The sequence below is a fragment of the Rhodococcoides kyotonense genome, from assembly GCF_900188125.1.
Classification (GTDB): Bacteria; Actinomycetota; Actinomycetes; order Mycobacteriales; family Mycobacteriaceae; genus Rhodococcoides; species Rhodococcoides kyotonense.
Genome location: NZ_FZOW01000017.1, coordinates 50,266 through 70,687 on the forward strand (window position 1 = coordinate 50,266; position 20,422 = coordinate 70,687).

The 20,422-nt window shown below is 61.3% G+C and carries 24 protein-coding genes; 12 read left to right on the forward strand and 12 right to left on the reverse strand.

Going from position 1 to position 20,422, the window contains the following annotated elements:
• Positions 1-92: 92 nt before the first annotated feature.
• The 5 genes from CHB96_RS23465 to CHB96_RS29825 form a co-directional block, all read right to left on the reverse strand.
• Complete coding sequence (locus CHB96_RS23465) at positions 93-725, reverse strand: CG0192-related protein (protein ID WP_089250838.1); 633 nt, start codon at positions 723-725, stop codon at positions 93-95.
• 251 nt (positions 726-976) lie between these two features.
• Positions 977-1,696, reverse strand: a complete 720-nt coding sequence (locus CHB96_RS23470) for a phosphotransferase enzyme family protein (RefSeq protein ID WP_089250840.1) — start codon at positions 1,694-1,696, stop codon at positions 977-979.
• Positions 1,697-1,722: 26 nt separating this feature from the next.
• Positions 1,723-2,328 carry a class I SAM-dependent methyltransferase gene (locus CHB96_RS23475; RefSeq protein WP_089250842.1) on the reverse strand — a complete coding sequence of 202 codons (606 nt, stop codon included), beginning with the start codon at positions 2,326-2,328 and terminating at the stop codon, positions 1,723-1,725.
• Positions 2,325-3,422, reverse strand: a complete 1,098-nt coding sequence (locus CHB96_RS23480) for a glycosyltransferase (protein ID WP_176444467.1) — start codon at positions 3,420-3,422, stop codon at positions 2,325-2,327. The genes CHB96_RS23475 and CHB96_RS23480 overlap by 4 nt, the downstream gene beginning before the upstream one ends.
• Before the next feature lie 202 nt (positions 3,423-3,624).
• Positions 3,625-3,831 carry a PLD nuclease N-terminal domain-containing protein gene (locus tag CHB96_RS29825; protein WP_176444468.1) on the reverse strand — a complete coding sequence of 69 codons (207 nt, stop codon included), beginning with the start codon at positions 3,829-3,831 and terminating at the stop codon, positions 3,625-3,627.
• Between the two features lie 330 nt (positions 3,832-4,161).
• Here CHB96_RS29825 and CHB96_RS23490 point away from each other — a divergent pair, with 330 nt between their 5' ends.
• Positions 4,162-4,578 (forward strand): VOC family protein, encoded by a 417-nt coding sequence (locus tag CHB96_RS23490; protein ID WP_089250951.1) that lies wholly within the window; start codon positions 4,162-4,164, stop codon positions 4,576-4,578.
• A 34-nt stretch (positions 4,579-4,612) separates the two neighbouring features.
• Here the strand turns inward: CHB96_RS23490 and CHB96_RS23495 are convergent, their stop codons facing one another.
• The 3 genes from CHB96_RS23495 to CHB96_RS23510 form a co-directional block, all read right to left on the reverse strand.
• Entirely contained in the window at positions 4,613-5,488 is an 876-nt protein-coding gene (locus tag CHB96_RS23495) for a helix-turn-helix transcriptional regulator (RefSeq protein ID WP_089250848.1), read from the reverse strand.
• A 22-nt stretch (positions 5,489-5,510) separates the two neighbouring features.
• Entirely contained in the window at positions 5,511-6,263 is a 753-nt protein-coding gene (locus tag CHB96_RS23500; RefSeq protein WP_089250850.1) for an SDR family oxidoreductase, read from the reverse strand.
• Between the two features lie 358 nt (positions 6,264-6,621).
• A complete protein-coding gene (locus CHB96_RS23510) occupies positions 6,622-7,137 on the reverse strand; it encodes a hypothetical protein (protein WP_089250854.1) in 516 nt (171 codons plus the stop codon).
• A gap of 43 nt (positions 7,138-7,180) precedes the next feature.
• Here CHB96_RS23510 and CHB96_RS23515 point away from each other — a divergent pair, with 43 nt between their 5' ends.
• From CHB96_RS23515 to CHB96_RS30225, 4 genes are all read left to right on the forward strand, one after another.
• Positions 7,181-8,503 carry an SMI1/KNR4 family protein gene (locus tag CHB96_RS23515; RefSeq protein WP_089250856.1) on the forward strand — a complete coding sequence of 441 codons (1,323 nt, stop codon included), beginning with the start codon at positions 7,181-7,183 and terminating at the stop codon, positions 8,501-8,503.
• Between the two features lie 106 nt (positions 8,504-8,609).
• Entirely contained in the window at positions 8,610-8,948 is a 339-nt protein-coding gene (locus tag CHB96_RS23520; RefSeq protein WP_089250858.1) for a hypothetical protein, read from the forward strand.
• A 68-nt stretch (positions 8,949-9,016) separates the two neighbouring features.
• Positions 9,017-9,301, forward strand: a complete 285-nt coding sequence (locus CHB96_RS30220; protein ID WP_245866087.1) for a hypothetical protein — start codon at positions 9,017-9,019, stop codon at positions 9,299-9,301.
• Positions 9,302-9,340: 39 nt separating this feature from the next.
• Positions 9,341-9,538: a hypothetical protein gene (locus CHB96_RS30225; RefSeq protein WP_245866089.1), complete on the forward strand. Its 198-nt coding sequence runs from the start codon at positions 9,341-9,343 to the stop codon at positions 9,536-9,538.
• Positions 9,539-9,568: 30 nt separating this feature from the next.
• On the opposite strand, the gene CHB96_RS23530 is transcribed toward CHB96_RS30225, so the two are convergent.
• Positions 9,569-9,784 (reverse strand): DUF4287 domain-containing protein, encoded by a 216-nt coding sequence (locus CHB96_RS23530; RefSeq protein WP_089250860.1) that lies wholly within the window; start codon positions 9,782-9,784, stop codon positions 9,569-9,571.
• 109 nt (positions 9,785-9,893) lie between these two features.
• Positions 9,894-10,265 (reverse strand): MerR family transcriptional regulator, encoded by a 372-nt coding sequence (locus CHB96_RS23535; protein WP_089250861.1) that lies wholly within the window; start codon positions 10,263-10,265, stop codon positions 9,894-9,896.
• 93 nt (positions 10,266-10,358) lie between these two features.
• On the opposite strand from CHB96_RS23535, the gene CHB96_RS23540 reads away from it, so the two are divergent.
• Complete coding sequence (locus CHB96_RS23540; RefSeq protein ID WP_089250863.1) at positions 10,359-11,270, forward strand: NADP-dependent oxidoreductase; 912 nt, start codon at positions 10,359-10,361, stop codon at positions 11,268-11,270.
• Between the two features lie 119 nt (positions 11,271-11,389).
• Here the strand turns inward: CHB96_RS23540 and CHB96_RS23545 are convergent, their stop codons facing one another.
• Together CHB96_RS23545 and CHB96_RS23550 are read right to left on the reverse strand one after the other, a co-directional pair.
• Positions 11,390-11,896: a hypothetical protein gene (locus CHB96_RS23545; RefSeq protein WP_245866090.1), complete on the reverse strand. Its 507-nt coding sequence runs from the start codon at positions 11,894-11,896 to the stop codon at positions 11,390-11,392.
• 623 nt (positions 11,897-12,519) lie between these two features.
• Positions 12,520-12,945 (reverse strand): MarR family winged helix-turn-helix transcriptional regulator, encoded by a 426-nt coding sequence (locus tag CHB96_RS23550; RefSeq protein ID WP_089250865.1) that lies wholly within the window; start codon positions 12,943-12,945, stop codon positions 12,520-12,522.
• A gap of 29 nt (positions 12,946-12,974) precedes the next feature.
• Between CHB96_RS23550 and CHB96_RS23555 the strand changes: the two genes are divergently transcribed.
• The 6 genes from CHB96_RS23555 (at position 12,975) to CHB96_RS23580 (ending at position 20,407) form a co-directional block, all read left to right on the forward strand.
• Positions 12,975-13,418, forward strand: coding sequence for a VOC family protein (locus tag CHB96_RS23555; protein WP_089250867.1), 444 nt, complete (start codon positions 12,975-12,977; stop codon positions 13,416-13,418).
• 206 nt (positions 13,419-13,624) lie between these two features.
• Positions 13,625-14,539, forward strand: a complete 915-nt coding sequence (locus CHB96_RS23560) for a DMT family transporter (protein ID WP_089250869.1) — start codon at positions 13,625-13,627, stop codon at positions 14,537-14,539.
• A gap of 311 nt (positions 14,540-14,850) precedes the next feature.
• Positions 14,851-16,170, forward strand: a complete 1,320-nt coding sequence (locus tag CHB96_RS23565) for a UDP-glucose dehydrogenase family protein (RefSeq protein ID WP_089250871.1) — start codon at positions 14,851-14,853, stop codon at positions 16,168-16,170.
• 626 nt (positions 16,171-16,796) lie between these two features.
• A complete protein-coding gene (locus tag CHB96_RS23570; RefSeq protein ID WP_371829048.1) occupies positions 16,797-18,305 on the forward strand; it encodes a sugar transferase in 1,509 nt (502 codons plus the stop codon).
• A gap of 219 nt (positions 18,306-18,524) precedes the next feature.
• The gene (locus CHB96_RS23575) at positions 18,525-19,433 is read left to right on the forward strand and encodes a glycosyltransferase (protein WP_176444469.1); all 909 of its coding nucleotides are present in this window, start codon (positions 18,525-18,527) and stop codon (positions 19,431-19,433) included.
• On the forward strand, positions 19,430-20,407 hold the full coding sequence (locus CHB96_RS23580) for a glycosyltransferase (RefSeq protein ID WP_089250875.1): 978 nt from the start codon (positions 19,430-19,432) through the stop codon (positions 20,405-20,407). The genes CHB96_RS23575 and CHB96_RS23580 overlap by 4 nt, the downstream gene beginning before the upstream one ends.
• The last annotated feature ends 15 nt before the right edge of the window (positions 20,408-20,422 follow it).

Consider the following 20,422-nt stretch of genomic DNA (forward strand, 5'->3'; position numbering starts at 1 on the left):
GGCGTCGTACGCGACCCAGAGGTCGAGCTACCGGAACACGACGTTGTCGCCGAACAGTACGGAAAAGATTGGCCTGCACGCTAAGTCGGAGTTCAGTTGGGCAATGCAGCTGCAAGCAACAGAGGGTCCGCTTGCCCTGGCCACGTTCCGGTCAGGTGCTGACGGCCCGATTGCTCGATGGCTGTGGCCGGCAAGCGAAATACCTCGATCTGGAATCCGTCGGTGGCGATAGTCGAGGTAGTGCCGACGAGTGAAACGGTGACGTGATCGACCAATGGTGCAGGGGATGCACCATTTCCGGTTCCGGCGACCCGCGTCGTCACCTCCAGCTTTTCGGGTGGTGCGGAGTAATCGAATGTGAGGTCAGCCTGCGTACCCCCGGTGATGATCGCGGTTGTAAGAGCTTGTGCGTAAACGGGATCTCCGACGGCGTCGTACACCCAGCGGGTGCCGAGCACGGAGTGTTCCATCGTCGTGACGAGAGATCCTTCGCCTCCGGCTAGAGCGTTGCCACGATATGTCAGGGGCACCTGAAATACCCGTCCACCGCTCGACACGATGAAAGTCTCGACACCCACGGCGCCGGCCGGGTCGTCGAACCGGAAGGCGCCTTTAATTTCGACCTCCGACGAAGCGGGTCCGTCGAACCACTGCTGGGAGGGAAGCCAAGCGGCCAGCATCTCGAGTTTGCTCGGAGACAACGTTGCTGCATGAATGAGCGCCATAAGCTCGACGCTATCGCAACATCTCAGCCGGAAACTGTCCCGTCCATGATCGGGCCTACTTTCGTTCGCAATGAAGGAGGCGGCGTACCCGACCAGTGCGGAGGATATGTCGTCGGATAGATTCAGTCCCTTTGCGAGAGTTCGCTTCGCACGAGATGCGCACACGATCTGCGGGTTACGCCGAGGTACGCACGTGCTGCGCACTCGGTTACGCAACTCGTAGCGACGCTTATCGTCCGACCGAGGCCACTCTACGAAACCAAGGGGATCAAAGACTGCGCGTACGACGGCTCGGCGGTCCAACAGGTCGCGATCTCCCACGCCCACACCGCGCGTTGCTCCGACGCAGTGCTCGGAAGGTCGAAGAGCGGGTCATCGACTCGCGCTTCATCCCAGTCGATCAATACACAGCGACCGCGACTGTCGATGACCGCGTTCCGCGGCCCGCAGTCACCGTGCACAACCCCAAGGGATTCCGCCCTCAGCGCCGATCTCCACGCGTCTCGGACAGCTCGGACGAGATCTGCGGGCATCTCGGACAGGTCGACGTCACCACCCATGTTGCTGGTCAACAGATCTGAGGCCGATGCAAACCCGGGCCGCTGTGGCCATCCGATCGTCGCGGAGTGAACCTTTCCTACTGTCTCTGCCAATCGCGGATCGCCGGAACGAGGCTGTGTGCCTTCGATGTATGGGTAGACGTGCCATCCGTCGACGTCTACCCGCCCATCTGCAGCCGGGATCAGAACTGGCACATCGATGCCGGCCTGATGCAGATGCTGCAACAGATTCCACTCCCACACGCGAGACGCTTCGGTCCTGCGTGAGCGTCGCAGAACCACTCGACGGTGACGGAGGAGTCCCGACCACACTTCCGTCCTAGCTCCTCCTCGTAGTTGGCCGGTTACTTCCAGGCCGGGCCAGCTCGAACGAAGTAAGTCTTGGAGTTCGATCGACGTCGGCTGATCCATTCACCCATGGTGCACCAGAAATACGTTTACGTGGACGGCTTGTTCCAGATCAATGCGTATCGCCATAACGACAGTCTTGACCATCTCGCGCCCGGTAGGACTCGGCCTGCACTGCGCCGAACGTCGGCGTACGTATGCGGGGGCGGCCAGACCATCGGTGCGGAATGCTCCCAGAAGCCAAAGCGGCGTGTGCAGCGACGATGCTCGACGACGCCAGCGAGATCGTGAAGAACGTCGATCGGCGTGGAAGAACGAGCCAAGCCGACCACTGCGACAACGCCACCGGGTGCGGTGAGTTCAGCGAATTTGGTGAAAGTCTGGTCCAGGTCGGGCAGGTGGTGGACAGTGGCGACGGAGGCGACCACATCGAACATCGCTGGTGAAAATGGATGATACAGAACGTCTCCCTGTATCCAAGTCACCGAATCGTTCTCGCTACGAGCGTGTCCCAAGACGTCGGCGTCGACATCCAGACCGGTCACATTCGGCACGACAGCTCGCAAATCCGTAGCCAGCAGACCATTTCCGGTGCCGACGTCCAATGCCGTTCGAGCACCCGTCGGCACAGCGTCGAGGATCAGCCGGTGATAGTGAATGTTGTTGTTCCATCGCACGCCCGCGCCGCTGGTCATACACGCACCGATCCGATCCCGAACAAGATTCGCTGGACTGCACCGTGCATCCCGGACGACGACGATGCCTGCCGCTGCAATTCTGCAGCGTGAGAGGAGAATCGACCGTCCCGCTGCAGTTGTTCGACAGCCTTTTGTATTCGCGAAGGTTCGACGGTTTGGCGAGCGATACCGATTCCAATGCCGCTCCACTGAACTCTGGCGACCACGTCGGCCTTGTCTTGCGACCTACCGACGGCAATGACCGGCACCCCATGGCGAATGGCGAAGCCGACACCTCCGTAACCGCCGTTCGTGATGAATCCCGACAAGGCCGGAAACACGGCGTCGTACGGTAGGGCGTCGGCGAGAAACACGTTGCCCGGCAATGGCTGTTCGAGTCCGCTCGCGTCGGTGCCCAGCGCGACCACCACATTCACTTCTCTGTCCGCCAAGGCATCGATGGTCGGCCGAATGAGCTGACTGAGATCACGCTCTGCGGAACCCTGCGTCACCAAGAAGGTAGGTCTTCGCGTGTCGAGATCGTCCCACCATGATGGAAGCGGCTGAGTGTCAACATCACTCACCGACACAGGTCCGACGAAATGTACCTTCGCTGCATAGCTTTCCGGCAGCGGATACTCGAAACCAGGAACCGTCAGCTGAACGATGTCATCGACCAGGGTCAGCCAATCCAGAATGGAGACAGGAAGTTCTGATCCGACGGTGTCCTGCGCAGTGTGTTGCAGCGAGCGCAGCACCAACGTACGTACCGCCGCATTGACAGCCGAATTCCGAAATCGACCCAGCCACGACCGTGCAGGTGGCCACCCCAGCCCGGCAGGCGGTCGACCGTACCCGGGTAGCGACAGAGGATTACTGCCCAGCGCCACAACCCGCGGCCGAGATGTGCTCGGACGCAGCAGTAGTGGGACCGCACCGAAGAACATCGTCTCGACGACAACGACGTCGATCGACTCTCGATCGGTGATCTCGTCGATCGCTTTCGACTGTTCTGCGATCGGCCGGATGAAGATGTGTTCGAGGTCGAACTGCGCCCGTCGTGCGCCGTTGAGCGAGCCCCGCGACGGAAATGCGCTGTCGAGATTTGTCACGTCGAAGTCGACCGACGTTGGGAGCGGTACCCAAGTGGCCCCTGTTGAGGCGACCTTCGATTCGAAGGCTCGTCCAGTGAGGATGTGAACCTTGTGCCCGAGACGCACGAGTTCGGCAGCGATTGGCAGCATGGGTTCGATGTGCCCGCTGAAAGGTCCCGCGCAGAACAGTATCGACGCCACGCGTTCCACTGACATGCGCTTACGCTCGCTGACCGTTGGGCCGTCCCCCGAGAAGCCATACGAGTGGGCCGACGACTGGGATGACCACGATCGCGGCAAGCCAACCGGCGCGGCGGCCAGCGGTGCGGGATGAATCCGATAGGCATGTCGCGAGGGCAGCGAGAAAGACCCCTGTGTAGAGAGTGAGCACCGCGGCGACACCCCAGGCTGCCAATGCGTCGTGCACGTGATCCCCCTCGAGTCTTACGTCTTCGCCGAACCTTTGGCCCGCGCTTTCACCCCGAAGTAGCTCATCAGGGCGAGCATTTGAACCCAACGCGTCGCCTCGATCGACACAGTAGACCAACAGGTCTGGTCTTGTCATTCATGGGCTAAGGCACCTCACGATTTGAGTCGAGAACGCTGCCTTGTCGGTTTGAGGTGCGCGCGATCGAGGCCGCCGTATCGGGAATGCAGGCCCGTTGAACGTCGCCGAGTGCCGATCACGTTCCGGATCCAAAAATCCAGGTCGCGCAGTACGATCGGGTCCCTGAACTGCTTCATGAGAGGAGTGCTCATGCTGCTGGACGGAATCAACCATGTCGCGGTGATTTCTGGTGACATCGAACGACTGAAGTCGTTCTGCCGCAGTGTATTCGAAGCGGATATCGGCCCGACGAAGCCGCACGGCGAAGACGGAGGCGAGACGATGGCCATGATCAAAATCGGTCCGCACACCGAGCTCGACGTGGTGACCATCGAAGGGAACCACGAGGCGGATCGTCAGACTCCGACGTGGGGACGCGGACGACTCGGTCACCTCGGACTGCAAGCGGCGTCCAGGGAGGCTTTCGAGACAATCTGTCAGCGACTGGTCGAGCACGGCGCGGGTGACGGTACCGTCAACGCCTTCGGCGGTGTGCTGAGCAGGTTCTTCCGCGACCCCGACGGTCTCGAAGGTGAAGTGCTCGTTCCCAAATCAGCTCGCAACTGACCTTGGGATAGGCCAGAGCGGCCATCTAGTTCGGTCAGGAGAGACGTGTTCCGGTCTCGTTCGAACCGATCTCTTGTGTGCCGAGGGTGCCGAGAAGTTCCAGCTTGTCGTGGGTGTCCGTACCGGGTGCTGCACGGAAGAGGACGAGCCTTTGCCCGGACGGCGGGCTGATGACGACGTCGCATTCGCAGTCGAGCAAACCCACCTGCGGATGCTGCAATCGCTTGCGTGTATTAGTCAGAGTGTCGACATCGCCGAGTTCCCAGATCCGCGTGAATTCTTCACTGGTGCGGTGCAACTCGTCGATCAAGCCAGTGGTCCGTGTGTCGTCGGGGCGTCGTGTGGCTGCCACGCGCAGGTCGGCGACATAGGTGCGGCTCAGCTGGTCGCGGTCGTTGGGGGCGTACAGCGCGCGGTAGTCCGGGTCCAGGAACCAATGCCAGATGAAGTTGGCGTGGAAGCCGCTTTCACCGACGAGCTTGCCGAGTAGCGCGATGTTGAGGGCGTTCTGCCCGACGATGTTGTGCATGTCGTCGGCGATCAACGCAGGTACTCGTGGTGCGAGGGCGTCCAGGACGGTCATCAATCCCGGGTCCGCGTAACCGAGTGCGACGGCCGGCTCGGGTGGGTGGTGTCCGGCGAGGACGTACAGGTGGTCGCGTTCGGTGAGTGTCAGGCGTAGTGCGCGTCCGATCGCACCGAGCATGGCCGGGGACGGTTGAGGTCCGCGGGCTTGCTCGATCCGTTCGTAATAGTCGGTCGACATGTTCGCCAGCATCGCTACCTCGTCGCGGCGCAGGCCTGGGGCCCGACGGCGCGGCCCAGCGGTCAACCCCACCTCGCCGGGCCGCAGGCGGTCACGACGGGTGCGGACGAACTCTCCGAGTTGCTGTTGCTGAAATCGAGGCATGAACTGGCAATCTGTTTCAGGGTCAGTGGCTGCGGCCGCTGAGGGCGCCGAGAACCTCGTCGTAGCGACCTTCGGCGGTGGCGTCGCGCAGCCACTTTACGCGCTCGACCAGGATCTCCGGCGCGTCGGGCTGTGAGGCGAGCAGAGACATGACCTCGTCGAGGAACTCGTCGTAAGGCATGGCCGTCGGGCTGTCTTCCTGGCCCATGAGCGTCGTCTGGACGGCTGGGGGTACCAGCTCGACTACACGGACGCTGGTGTCGGTCAGCTGCACCCGCAGCGATTCGGTGAACGAGTGCACGGCCGCTTTGGTCGCGTTGTATGTCGGCGTCACGGGCAGGGGAACGAACGCGAGACCCGAGCTGACCGTCATGAGCGTCGCGGCCGGCTGGACACGCAGGTGCGGTAGGAATGCGTGGACGAGGCGGATCGTGCCGAGCAGATTGACGGAGATCGTGCGTTCAGCGACGTCGATGGATGCAGGGTCGAGAAGGTTCTCGGGTTCCATGATCCCTGCCATCGTGATCAGGGTGTTCAGTGCGGGGTGTCGTTCGGTGAGGGTTGCCGCAGCGGCAGAGATGGACTCTGCATCCGAGGTGTCGATTTCGACGGTGTCGATTCCCGGGTGCGCGGACGCGATCTCGCGCAACAACGCCGTCCGGCGTCCACCGACGATGACCGTGTTGCCCGCGGCCTGAAGTCGCAGCGCGAGACCGAGTCCGAGGCCCGACGTGGCACCGGGGATGAAGATCGTGTTGTTTCCGTTGACGTTCATGATGTTCACTGTGCGCCCGTTCGTGTATCCGAGCCACACCCCGCTGAACCCCGGACCGACGATCCGGGTCTCGGCGGCCGATCCTTCGGTTCTGCGAAAGGGATCGTCGGGCCTTGTGAGACAACAACATCAGCGCTACCGCGGCACCGAGCGTGGTCCCGTTCCGTCGCTCCCGCACAATCACCTCGTGCATCGTCCCGACGTGGAGGTGGTCACTCGAGATGCCCGACAAATGTCGATGCGATTGCGACAGACGAACTCACTTCAGCGGTAGGTGCCCACTAGGGAACGACGGATCCGGCGACCGACCGACAACAGTGCCCCGCAACCGATCGTTGCGGAGCACTGTCGTGCAACGTCAGAACCCGAACGAACCCGTTGGGAGACATGCGGAACCCGTGCAGACGGGCTCGGGTTCCGGCTCCACGAATTCGGGAACGGTGATGACGACCGCGTGAGCTGTTGCACCGCCGGGGATCTGCGCGGCCGGGGTGCCCCAGGCTTCGGTCTGCTCGCCGCCGCCGGCGGCGTACTGCCGGCATGCCCATTCGATCGTGTAGGTGCCGTCGGCCACGACCGGATCGGTCAGGACGAGTGATGCTCCCGTGGGGACGGCATTGTTCGCGACGTACAAACCGGGATCTTCGAAGCCTGTCTCGACGAAATCGTCGACGTCACCGAAGCCGCAGTACGTGGGGGCGGCGCCGCCGGCGAACGTGAAGGTGCCGGTGACGGTGTTGACGCCGGTCGAAGTGACTGCCGAGCTGAAAACGGCGGTGACGTCGCCGGGCGCAGCCTGCGCGGGCGTCGCAAAAGCGAGAGAGAGGGGTACGGCTGCGGTTGCGGCGAGCAGGGCGGTTGCGGTCTTGCGCATCTGACGGCTCCAAAGGGGAATACGGGTCCCGACCCACTCGCAGATGATGGCACGGTTGCGCGTCGGTCACCCAGTGAGTCCGGCCGCGCCCAACGGTGTGTCGGTCAGCACGGCCGGGCCAGGACACGTCGCGGTGACGGTCGAGGTTGCTTACCGCCCAGCCACCGACCACGTTCCGAACGGGTGGACCCTCGAAGCATCCGGCACCTTCGACGCCGTGACACCGTTGCGGGTCGAGACCTCGGACGGTGTGGTGCACGAGGAGTTCGTCGACCTCGCGCAGATCATCCTGCCCTCGGAAATCACGTATCGAATGTTTCGACGCTTCCGCGAGGACAACGGACTGGAACAGCATCTCTTCGAGCTCACGCCCGCGATGAAGCTGGACGGTCAAGGACGGCTCGCCCCGATCGCTCCCGCCGAGCACGTCGCGGACAACTTCGTACGATGGGAAGTTGCATGTCCGACATCGACGCCTGGCCAGTCCGTTGCAGTCAACGGAAGTGAAACGAGTCGCGCCGATGCCTTGAGTGCCATCGTCGACACCGGCCTCAGTCTTCTGCGAAGAGAAACCCCCGAGGCCGGACCGTTGTCACCGATCTTCGTGGCCTTGGACTCGGAGTTCGCCTGGGTCAACGGGTTCGGCGATCCGGCAGCGTCGAAATCAGATCTGACGCAGTTGGTTCTCGACGCTATCGAGGGCGAACGAGGCCGAGCGGTCGAACGTGCAGCGGATACCGCCACCCGCGCGGCGCGTCCGCCTGTGCGCTACTCGACGCCGCCATCGAGCGTCACGCACCAGTGGGATCGGATCGCTGCTTGGCTTCGAAATGCGGTGCCGAACTATGTCATCAACGGTGCCAATGAGGAACGAATCCTTGAGGCGAAGAGGCGGACCGGGGTCGAATGGCCCAGTGAGCTCGTCGAGCTGTTCCGATGCGTCGACGGGCTGCCTCGCGAACCGTGGATGGCGCTGTTTCCTCAGTACGCGCTGTTCGGTCTCGACGCGATGCTCGCGGATCGAGCGACGATGACCGAGATTTGGCAGAGGGGAGACGCGGAGAACGACCCGACGGGGGTGATTGAACGCACCGCAGGCAAGGCAGCGTGGACTTTCCTCGACGAATTCATTCCGATTGCGGGACTGGATGGTTACTTCTTGTTCGTCGACACCAGACCGGGCGACCTGAACGGATGCGTGACTGTTTTCGACAAGGTCGACTCCGATAACCAGGGCCCGCAATGGAATTCGATCAGCGCGATGCTCACGGATCTCGCGGAGAGTCTGGAGGCGGGCGTGCCGTTCGCGGGCGGGTGGCGTCACGAGATCGTCGACGGGCGTCTGCAGTGGGAGTATCACGGCTGACGGACAGCTCGCGTTGCTCGTACTGATCATCTCCCGCACCAACGCGGCAAATAGAGGGATCATTGTACGATGAGGTCGCTGACCTGCGTCAAGAGAGGAGTGCGAGATGCCCGTCGTGGATATGAAGGCAACTCGCCAGATGCTGATGCAAAAGGCGATCTTGCACAAGATCGAGCGGGAGCACCTTTCGTTCGACACCGATGCGGTACGCCAGAGTCTCGACGGCATCCGCCGGAACGTCTCGCGTGACGCACTTATGACCAGCTACCTCGACCGGTGGGAGCGGATCGTCCGCGACAACGACGTCGACGGTCTTCGTCGCCTCGTTCATTCCGAAGACGAGATCAGCAAAGACATGCGGAGCCTGTCACCGCTGTACGTGTTGCTCAACGAGGCCGAGCGACTCGACGTGATCGACGACCTTCGTACTGCCATCCAGGCGTGAACCGCGACCAGTTCGAGCGGGCCATCAGGGCTTCGTGTGCGAACCTCGAAGAGTTCCAGGTGATCGTCATGGGTTCGCAGTCGATCCTCGGGAGCTATGACACCAGTGAGTTGCCGGACTCGGCGTTCCAATCGACTGAGGTCGATATCCTTCCAGGCAGCGGTATTTCCGATCCCGATGGCGTGTACGAGAAGCTGCTTACTCTCGATGTACGGCTGGGCGAGGGCTCGCCGTTCCACGAGCACCACGGCGTCTATGTCGAGGGCATCCACAAGGACACCGTTGTGCTGCCGAAGCATTGGGAAAATCGACTGGTTCACTTCACCGTCGAGGACGGCACGTCCGAGCTGTAAGGGCGGATCGCACTGTGCCTGAACCCCGTCGACCTATGTGTGGCGAAGTGCATTGCAGGCAGGGAGAAAGACCATCAGTTTCTCTCTGCGTTGATCGACGAAGGCATCATCGCCGCAGAAGAGATCATCGAGCGGATCGACAAGTACGGCATCGAGTGGCCGGACACCTACGATCTCGACAAGGACTTGGCGCTCACGAGAGCCCGAACTTGGCTGGCGACTGTCGGCAACTCATGAATTCGAGTGAGGATTCCAACCCGGCTCGGTCTACAGCGTCGTAATCAACCCTGTTTGCTTGGCGTGAGCAACCAGGGCATTGGCGTGACCGTGCCCCATCCCGTGGTCGGTCTTGAGCCATGCAACCAGCTCGGAGTGCTTGGCCTGAGGTGCCGCGGCGATGGCGTCGAGCCATTCGCTGATGGGCTTGCCGTACTTCTTCTCGATGGACGGGAAGTAGGACTGCGGGCCTTTGACGTCGGGCATGGGACTTCCTTTCGAGGAGTTGTGCTGGAGCAGACTGCTGTTGCTCCGGAAACTAATCGACGGTGGGTGGTGATCCCTCGTGAGGGCACGTACCTGACTCCGGGAAGCGTCATGCGGACGTGGATGTCTCGAGGGATTCGTCCGCGCACGCGATGAGGTAGCTGAGTTGGCTACGCGTCTCGGCGATGGCCTGCATCTGCTCGCCGAGACGCTCGTGCTCGGCCCGCATGATGCCGACGGATCTCCGCGTGACATGCGATGAGGGCGCGTCCACGCACGGCAGGATCGACGCGATGACTGTGCTCGACAGGCCGGCCGAGTAGAGCTGGCGCAGCAGTCTGACTCGATCGACGGCGTCGGAATCGTAGACGCGATGCGCCCCCGACCCGCTGCGCTGGGAATTCAGCAGTCCGCACTCCTCGTAATAGCGCAGCGACCTGACGCTGGCTCCTGTCCGTTGCGCCAATTCGCCGATGCGCATGGTGACTCTCCTCATAAAAGCTTGAACCTGACACTGACGAGAGGTTCTACGGTTGATTCAAACACACCTCGACACGAAGGCAACGGTCCACCAATGTTCGCAGTGCAGTACCAGACGTATGGAGAACCTTCCGTACTCGAGATCGCCGATCGTCCCGAACCCCACGCCGGACCCGATTCGGTGCGAGTCCGCGTCCTGGCCGTCAGTGTCAACCCCATCGACAGACTCTTGCGGGCCGGGCATCTGAAAGAGCTACTGCCGCTGCAGTTACCGGCCATCCCCGGTCGCGACGCTGTCGGCATCGTCGACGAAGTCGGTGAGGGTGTCACCGACGTCGCGATCGGCGACAAGGTGTTCGGACTCGGTGGAGTCAGCGACACTACCGCCGAATACGCCGTCCTCACCGCGTGGGCGCCGGTTCCAACAGTGTGGAGCGATGAGGAGGCCGCCGCGGCGGGGCTGGCGTCGGTGACCGCGCTACGGGCGTTGGACGCACTCGGCGAACTCGACGGCTCGACACTGCTGGTCGGTGGCGCCGCCGGTGCCGTGGGTAGCGCAGCGGCGGCATTCGCAATCGCAGCCGGGGTGCGCGTCGTCGGCACCGCCAGTGAGACCAATCATGAGCGTCTACGCGCGATGAAGGTCATCCCCGTCACCTATGGTGACGGACTCGTCGACCGCGTGCGCGCGGCGGCACCCGACGGCGTCGACTTCGCTTTGGACGCAGCGGGATCGGGGTCGCTCCCACAGCTGATCGAACTTGCCGGCGACACAGCGCATGTCGTGACAGTTGCGGACCACCAGGCAGCGAGCGAGTTGGGTGTTCGCAGCGTGTACGCAGAGAACGACTCGGCTCTGCTACGCCGCGCAGCGGCCTTCGCCGACGCTGGTCAGTACACGCCGCACGTCAGCGAGGTCATGTCCTTCCGAGACGCAGCCCGCGCCCACGCCCAGTCCGAAAAACGCAGCGGCAAGATCGTGCTGCGAATCGGACTCGACCGGTGACCGCTGAGAACTTGCCGCGATCAGACCGTCAAGCCCGCAAGCTGCTCGTCGAGCCAGGGCTACAATTCCGCACTTATGCAGACGAAATCGCGTAATTCACCTGCATAAGTGCGGGTTGGTCAAGGAACGAAGATCACTCCCAAGCCGGGTACGAGCGCGTTGGAGATCGAGGGCGCCTCGTACTGCTCACGGTGATGAGTAACGGTCACAAAGACTGGGCCAGAACCTGTTTCGGCCGTGACCTCCAGCGGGAGAGATCTTCCGTAGCTCTCGGTGTCGCTGTTCTCGAGATCGAGCCAGTGCCGTAGGTCGAGTGTTCCGGATGCACCCGTCGCAAGGTTGCGCCACTGCACTCCCAGCCATCGGTACGGGTATTGGGAGTGCCAGGCGGCGATGTCGGCTGCAGCGAAGTCGACGACGCCGGGTTGTTCACCGACGGTCAGTCGGATGGGGACAGTCTGGATGAGGCCGCCGGGGACGGCTGCCGGACCTATCTCGGGGCCCGTCACCACGGGTACCTGCAGCGTGGAGGTGTGTGGTGCGGCCGCTGCCGTCGCGGCAGTTCCGAGAACGAGAGGGATCGACAAGGCGATAGCAATTACTCCGCGGCGCAGCGAGTTTCGCATGCAGGCAACCTTTCGAATGGCGTCGTGGAATATTTTGACCGCTCTTTACTTGCGGCACTCACACGATTGCAAGACCGCTCGCGAGGCGTCCACCCTTCTGCGGCAGTTGTGATGGGGTTGTGACCGGCGCCGGCGCGAACCAGGGCGAATCGATGTTTCCAGGCGCTGTGGGTGCTACTCGGCAATTAGAGGGCATCAGATCCAAGACGGTTCGAGCTACGAGCACGTCCGAGTCAAGCATGAACCGATGCTCTGGATCCCGGATGCGGTGGCATGGTGTCTGGCGAAAGGAGGGCACTGGGGTAGTCGAGTCGAACCGAATATCCGTGCTCGCCACACAGTGCGATAGAAACGCAAAACCCGGCTCACCAACCGTCCGGAAGGCTGCCGGGCTCACTTCGACGAGGCTACTGCCCCGCGCTTCGACATTGTCGCACCGACCGGGTCGAATGTGGGTGTGACAACGCCGAATCCGCACTTATGCAGGCGATTTGGCCCAATTCTCCTGCATAAGTGCGGGTTCGGCCGGGGGAACATGCGCGCTACCGCGACACCGAGCGTGGTCCCGGCCCGTCGCTCCCGCACAATCGCTTTCAGCATCGTCCCCCAGACCGGAGCCGCACTCACTCGTTACGGCGTAGGACCAAGGCGAGGGCGTCGCGGAGCGTGTTCTGCTCGTCGGCGGGGAGGGCGCCGAGGAGGTCGCCTTCCATCTTCCGGATATCCCGACGGGCGGCGCGGACCAGCGTTCGGCCCTCGTCCGTGAGCTCGACCATTCGCCGCCGGCGATCCGCTTCGTCGACTACGCGGACGATCAGTTGCCGGTCGCCGAGGGCGTCCAAGTGTCCGATCAAGCGTGTCGGATCTCGGCGGGTGCGCGTGGCGAGCTCCTTCTGCGTCAGCCCTGGCTCGCCCCACAGACGGCTCAGGATCACGTACTCCCACATCGTCACGCCGTGCGCTTCCAGGATCGGTGCTTCGCGCTCGACGACGAGACTCAGCAGCTGACTGAGTAGAGCGCCGAGCTCCTCACTCTCTTCTCTTGCCATAATTCATACACCCTCGTAGATTATCTACCATGACCAACGAATCCGATCTCGACTCCTTAGAGCACAGTGCCACGTCCGGGCGCCCGCGTTTCGGGATGGTGGTCCTCTATGTCGGCGACCTTCAGCGCTCGATCGAGTTCTACCGCCTCCTCGGTATTGACGTGTCCGACGCGCACCCCGAGCGGCCGGTCGCCTTCTATAAGGAAGGCGACGAGACGAGGCTGATCCTCACCACCGCGCCGATCGCGCAACGCTTCGACCCCGAGTGGGTCCGACCCGCACCTAGCGGCTACCAGCAAGTCGTGGAGTTCTTCGTCGACACGGACGCAGCCGTCGACGCCACCTGGGAGCGACTGACCGCCGCCGGCCACACGGGCATCACCGCCCCCGCGAACCTCCTGGGGCCGTACGCAACGGTCGTCAAGGACCCGGACGGCAACGCAGTGCTGATCACCAACGAACCGCAACAGTAAGTTCTATCCACGCCAAGCAGAGCATGAGCGCTACGGTGCGGCTCCGCCGCCCGTGAGTGGAGAGTTGGTGTGGGAGGTAACTTTTCGCGCACGGGTGGCGAAGCCGCACTTGTGCAGGCGATTTGACCCGATTCTCCTGCATAAGTGCGGGTTCGAGCCGCGATAGGATTCGCCCTCACGGGCGTCGACACTGCATAGTCACACTCATGTCCACCGGCACCACTGTTCGCGGATCGACGTTCGGGATCTTCGCCCTGCTGGCGGCGACGCTGTTCTGGGCCGGCAACTACGTCGTGGGTGGCGCTGCGGTGTCGTCGATTTCGCCACTGGATCTGACGGCGTCGCGCTGGGTGATTGCTCTTGTGCCGTTGCTGGCTCTGGCGCACCTGATCGAGAAGCCCGACTGGTCCGCCGTCGCACGATCGTGGCCGACGATGATCGCACCCGCACTCCTCGGTCTGCTGGCCTACAACTTCCTTCTGTATTCGGCTCTGCAGCACACCACTCCGGTCAGTGCGTCACTGATCAACGCATTCAATCCTGCGTTGATCAGTCTCGCCGCAGCGCTCTTCCTGCAGCAGCGACTCAACGGAACGTCGATCGCCGGGATCGGTGTCGCTCTCGTCGGCGTCCTCTGGGTTCTGAGCGACGGTCATCCGACGGCTTTGCTGTCGTCGGGACTCGGTCTCGGTGATCTCTTGATGGTCGGCGCCATCTGTGCCTGGACCGCCTACACGTTGTCGGGGCGCCGCCGGTCGACGATTCCGCCCATCACCGCGACGGCCGTCCAGGCGCTCATCGTGATCGTCGTCCTGATACCTGTCGTACTCCTGACAGGTGGACCTCACATCCCCACCGAACCGGGCACGATCTGGGCACTGCTGTTCGTCGGCCTCGGCCCGTCGGTCGTGTCGTACGTGATGTGGAACAAGGCGCTGACGGTCATCCCACCCGCCCGCGCGGGGGTCTTCCTGAACCTCATCACAGTCTTCACTGTGGTGATCAGTGTCGGGTTGGGTCAGTCGTTCACTCTCGCCCAGGCAATCGGGGGAGTCACGGTCATCGCGGGAGTGGTCCTGACCAACCTGAAGGCGTTGCGACGACCCACCGAGACCACATGAACTGAAAGACTCGGAGCTACCGCGGCACCGAGCGTGGTCCCGCTCCGTCGCTCCCGCACAATCACGTCGAGCGTCGTCCCCCACTGGGAGGTGGCTGGGTGGAAGGACCTGCAGAGAACTTGGTTCTGCCCCGGTTGGCAGAGCGTCAATACTCCGTCCGAATGAAAACTGGCGAGTAACTACGGGTTTCGTTGTGGTGAACGACAACTCAACCGGTGCGACAGATGTCGGTGCCGCGCTCTACTATCTCCTAGTTGGAACTTCAACGTGACGACTTCGGCCAACTTCCATTTCGGGGGATACAGCGCATCATGCGGATCACAGTGTTCGGCACGGGGTACCTCGGTGCTACCCATGCTGCGTGTATGGCCGAGCTGGGGCACGAGGTGCTGGGCGTCGATGTCGATCCGGCGAAGCTCGCGAAGCTGGAGGCCGGTGAGGTCCCGTTCTACGAGCCCGGTCTCGAAGAGGTGCTGCAGCGCAACATCGCGGCAGGCCGGTTGCGGTTCACGTCGTCGTACGAGGAAGCTGCCGAGTTCGCCGATGTGCACTTCCTCGGTGTCGGCACCCCGCAGAAGAAGGGCGAGTTCGCCGCGGACATGGTCTATGTCGACGCCGTCGTCGAGACTCTTGCCCCGCTGCTGACCAAGCCTGCCGTCATCTTCGGTAAGTCGACGGTTCCCGTCGGGACGGCGTCTCGTCTCGGCGCGCGGGCCCGTCAGCTCGCCCCCGCGGGTGACGACGTCGAGGTCGCGTGGAACCCCGAGTTCCTGCGCGAGGGGTTTGCCGTCAAGGACACGCTGCACCCGGATCGTCTGGTGCTCGGCGTCGACCGTGACCGTCCGGGCCGTGCCGAGGCTCTAGCCCGTGAGGTCTATGCCCAGCTGCTCGACGAGCAAATTCCGTTCCTCGTCACCGATCTCGCGACTGCGGAGCTGGTGAAGGCGTCGGCGAACGCTTTTCTGGCCACGAAGATCTCGTTCATCAACGCCATCGCCGAGGTCTGCGAGGCCTCTGGAGCGGACGTCAAGATACTGGCCGACGCCATCGGACACGACGAGCGCATCGGCCGCAAGTTCCTCAACGCTGGCATCGGTTTCGGTGGTGGTTGCCTGCCCAAGGACATTCGCGCGTTCATGGCTCGTGCAGGTGAGCTCGGTGCCGACCAGGCGCTGACGTTCCTCCGCGAAGTCGACAACATCAATATGCGACGACGCACTCGCATGGTCGAGTTGGCGCGTGAGGCCTGCGGTTCGCTGCTCGGCGCTCGGGTGGCCGTGCTGGGGGCGGCGTTCAAGCCGGACTCCGACGACGTTCGTGACTCCCCGGCGCTCAACGTCGCCGGTCAGATTCAGCTGCAGGGCGCCGCGGTCAACGTGTACGACCCGAAGGCCATGGACAACTCGCGTGCACTGTTCCCCACGCTCGGTTACAGCGCGTCGACGCTCGAAGCGTGCCAGGGTGCCGACGTCGTACTGGTCCTGACGGAGTGGAAAGAGTTCAAGGCGCTGACTCCGGCCGATCTCGACGGTGTGGTTCGGGCGAAAGTCTTGATCGACGGCCGTAACTGCCTCGACCCGCAGCAATGGCGTGACGCAGGCTGGACGTATCGCGGACTCGGGCGGCCATGACCTCATAGTCCTCGAGAATCCGGACCTATGCCGCACGAAAACCAGCACAACTGACGGAAATAATTGGTGTCGTTCGGACGGATGATCCATTTACGGTTCGGTTTGGATACTGTCGGACATACCCGGCACAATGAACGTCAGCCGGTGCTAGATCGGCAAAAGGATTGTTTTCGAATAGCGGGCCACGGCCCCTGTTCGTAACAGTCAGAGTTTCAAAGTTTCCATTGCGTTAAGAACCGCGACAGAGACGTCGCGGTTGCGTGCTGCTCACAGGAGAATCGCTGTAGCGCAGTGACATTCGACGAAGTCACACTAGTCGACGTCATCTGTAACGCGGCAGCCGTCCACGGCGATGGTTGGTCTGGTCGGAATTTTTGTCAATTGCATCCACGCGCGTCTACGTGGGTGTGATAAACCGGGTGTGGTTACGTGATCATTCTGTGATGTGACCCACTAGGAGAGCTTTAAACACTACTGCGTGGGAAGATTTTCAAGGCTCAGCGAAGCGCAGCAGTACGAGGACCGGTTTCTTCACGTCAGTGCAGATGTGAGTGGAGAAGGTTCGTCAATGAACCTAAAGGACCGTCGGCCGCAAGCTGTCGGAGCATCGTAAGGAGGGGGAGTCCGTGGCAACACTGGATTCGGTGCAACAGACTCCAAGGGGAGTTACTCCGGCTAAGCAGGCCTGGCGCGTTCGGCGCCTCACGTCGCGTCGTGTGTGGGAGCACCAGTACGTCGACAGGCTTCGGGTCACGGACGTTCTGGTCGTCGTCGCTTCGATCGCGCTCGCGCAGATCATGCGCTTCGGCGAGGCGCAGACGGATCAGCCCAAGGCGTTCTTCGCGTACACGGGAGTGTCCGTCGCGTTCGCAGCTCTGTGGATCGCGTTCCTCGCGATCTTCCGCACTCGTTCACCACGCGTCATCGGCAACGGCGCGGAGGAGTACCGCCGCATCGTCTCGGCGACGTTCCGGTTGTTCGGCGTCGTCGCAATCTTGTCGCTTCTGTTCAAGGTCGACATCGCGCGGCTGTATCTGGCGATCGCTCTGCCCGTCGGCCTCCTCAGCTTGCTGCTGAGTCGATGGTTGTGGCGCAAGAGCGTCGCGGGCAAGCGCGGTAAGGGTCAGTACCAGACCTCTGTTCTCATCGTCGGTAGCCGTAAGGCAGCTGTCGCGATGGCCAAGCAGTTCGAGAAGTCGCCGTCGTCCGGTTACAGCGTGGTCGGCATGTGCCTCCCGGGCTACGAGATGGAGCGCGACGGTTTGATCGTCGACGGTCACGAGATCCCGGTTCTGGGCGACGAGCACACAGTCACCGACGCCATCGAGGCGTCCGGTGCCGACACGGTGGCCGTCACCGCGACCGAGCACCTGGGCCACAAGGGCATTCGCAAGATGGTGTGGGACCTGGAGAAGAAGAACGTCGATCTGGTCGTGGCACCGGGTGTGGTCGACGTGGCCGGCCCGCGTCTGGTGATGCGTCCCGTTGCCGGCTTCCCGTTGATTCACGTGGAGAAGCCGCAGTACAACGGTGCGACGCGTTTCAGCAAGACGGCGTTCGACATGGTGTTCGCCTCGATGGTTCTGTTGCTCATCGCTCCGCTGCTGCTCGTGGTTGCGGCTGCGGTGAAGCTGACGAGCAAGGGGCCGGTGTTCTACAAGTCGGAGCGCATGGGCATCGACGGTAAGCCGTTCCCGATGATCAAGTTCCGCAGCATGGTTCAGGACGCCGACAAGCATGTCGATGCTCTGCTCGCTCAGAACGAGAGCGAGGGCGGTGTGCTGTTCAAGATGCGTGAGGATCCGCGCGTCACGAAGGTCGGCAAGTTCATGCGCCGCTTCAGCATCGACGAGTTGCCGCAGTTCCTCAACGTCCTGCGCCGCGAGATGAGCGTCGTCGGTCCACGGCCGCCGTTGCGTCGCGAGGTTGAGACCTACGACGGAGATGTACGACGCCGTCTCCTGGTCAAGCCCGGCATCACAGGACTCTGGCAGGTCAGTGGTCGTAGCGACCTGTCGTGGGAAGAGACTGTGCGCCTGGATCTCTCGTACGTGGAGAACTGGTCGATGGTCGGAGACCTGCTGATCATCGCGAAGACGGTCAAGGCCGTCGCGGGGAGCGACGGGGCGTATTAGCATCAGGAATTCAATCTAGAGTGCAACAGTTTCATGCTGTGTTACGCGCTGTACGGCCTGGCAACCCATTCGTGTAGTAGTAGATTCAAGTGGCTGCTCCGGGAGAGCCTATGGAACGAACACTCTCATCTAGCTAAAGTAATATCGGAAGGTACTCCGTTGAACCACACACCGGCCTCCCTCGCTGAGATTATTCGGCCAGATAGCAGAGGTCTTTGGGTGGCCTCTACTGGCGGCCATCTGGAACAGCTTGTCCGAATTTCCAATCAAAATGAACACCGAAAAGATTCGACCTGGGTGACCTTTGACAATCAGCAGTCCCGAGGGCTTCTAAATGACCGGCCAACTGTCCACGTAGACTATGTTCGCCCTCGGGATGTTATTCGCGCGATCAAAGCTGCATTGACTGTAGTGCCATTGCTGAAGTCGCAGAAGTTCGACTTCTGTATAAGTACCGGTGCAGCGATTGCAGCTTTTATATTGCCTTTGGCTCGATTGTTTGGTGTCAGATCCATTTACATTGAGAGCGTCAGTCGGACGGCGGGCCCATCTTTGACAGGCAGATTGATGGCGCGCACTCCTGGAGTTGAAACATTCACCCAACATTCTCATTGGAATCTGCCGAGGTGGACTTACGCCGGAACACTGCTCGACAACTGGGAAATTGCGGAATCCAAATCATATAATGGCCCATTAAAGATATTCGTTACACTCGGCACAATCAAACCTTATAGGTTCGACAGGGCAGTGAACGCAATTCTAAAAATTGTCGATAACCGCGACCAGATAACTTGGCAAGTGGGCCAGACGGACCGGGACGATTTGCCGGGAGAAGTTTTTCTTGAACTAGACTCGACTCATATGGCGAAATACATTGCTGAAGCTGACGTGGTTGTGACTCATGCTGGCGTTGGATCCATTCTCAACATCCTCGACGCCGGTTCAGCGCCCGTTCTCGCAATTCGCACAAAGGAACACAACGAACATATCGACGATCACCAAATTCAGATCGCCGAGACAATGCGAACAAGGAACCTTGCGTTAGTATTGGATCTCGATATTCCTGATCGCAAGACGTTGCTGAGCGCTGGGAATCGTCGCGTGAAATTGAGGACCAGGACATCATGAAAAGTATCAACCAAACGGGTCTTTTCATCAGCTGGATAGGTTACCACGGCCGCAGCGACGCAGTTGCGACGATGATGAACTACACTCCTGTCTTCGTCGAGCCAACTCAAAAAAATGTACTTTTCAAGTACGCAATTTCCTGTTACCGGACCGTCGGAATACTACGCGCGAACTCGCCACGCGTGGTGGCATTGATGCTGCCCCCCATTCCTCTGCTACTGATCGTAAGACTGTATGGCTGGTTTCGGCCCGTTGTTATCATTGCAGACCTTCATACAGGAGTATTTCTGAATCCTAAATGGAGATGGGCATTGCCGGCGACCTTTAAACTGCTTAAGAAATCCGACATTGCACTTGTCACGAACGCAGAGCTGAAACAATGGTGCGAGCGGGCGGGTGTCGCGGGTTTCGCACTCCACGACCCTCTTCCGTCCGCGCCACAGGAAATATTTGGAACCAAAAAGCGCAACACAGTTGTAGTTCCTTTGAGTTATGCAAACGACGAACCGGTCTTAGAAATCCTTAAAGCAGCCTCTCTTACTCCATCGCTTACATGGTATTTCACTGGACGGGCGCCGACATCTGTCGCAGCCGCGGCACCGGCCAATGTGATCTTCACCGGCTTCCTCGAACAACGGGACTACGAAACACTGATTTACGAAAGCAGCGTAATTGTGGCGTTGACAGTGCGACCTCACACAATGCAAAGAGCGGCCTATGAAGCGCTGGCGAGTGGTACTGCGATCGTCACCAGCGACTTTCCTGAACTGCGAGAATATTTTGGCACCTGCGCAAATTACACTGCAGCGCAATCTGATTCGATCGCAGACGCAGTTGTTGAAGCTCAAACTGGCCAGGACGCAGCGCTAAAGCAACTCTCCGGTTTGGCGCAGGACAAGCGCGCAGAGACGACCGAAGCAATCGAGACGCTATTGAAGATTATCGACAGCAGGCTGGACGGCGCTAATGTCTAGCCTAGAAGTTACCTC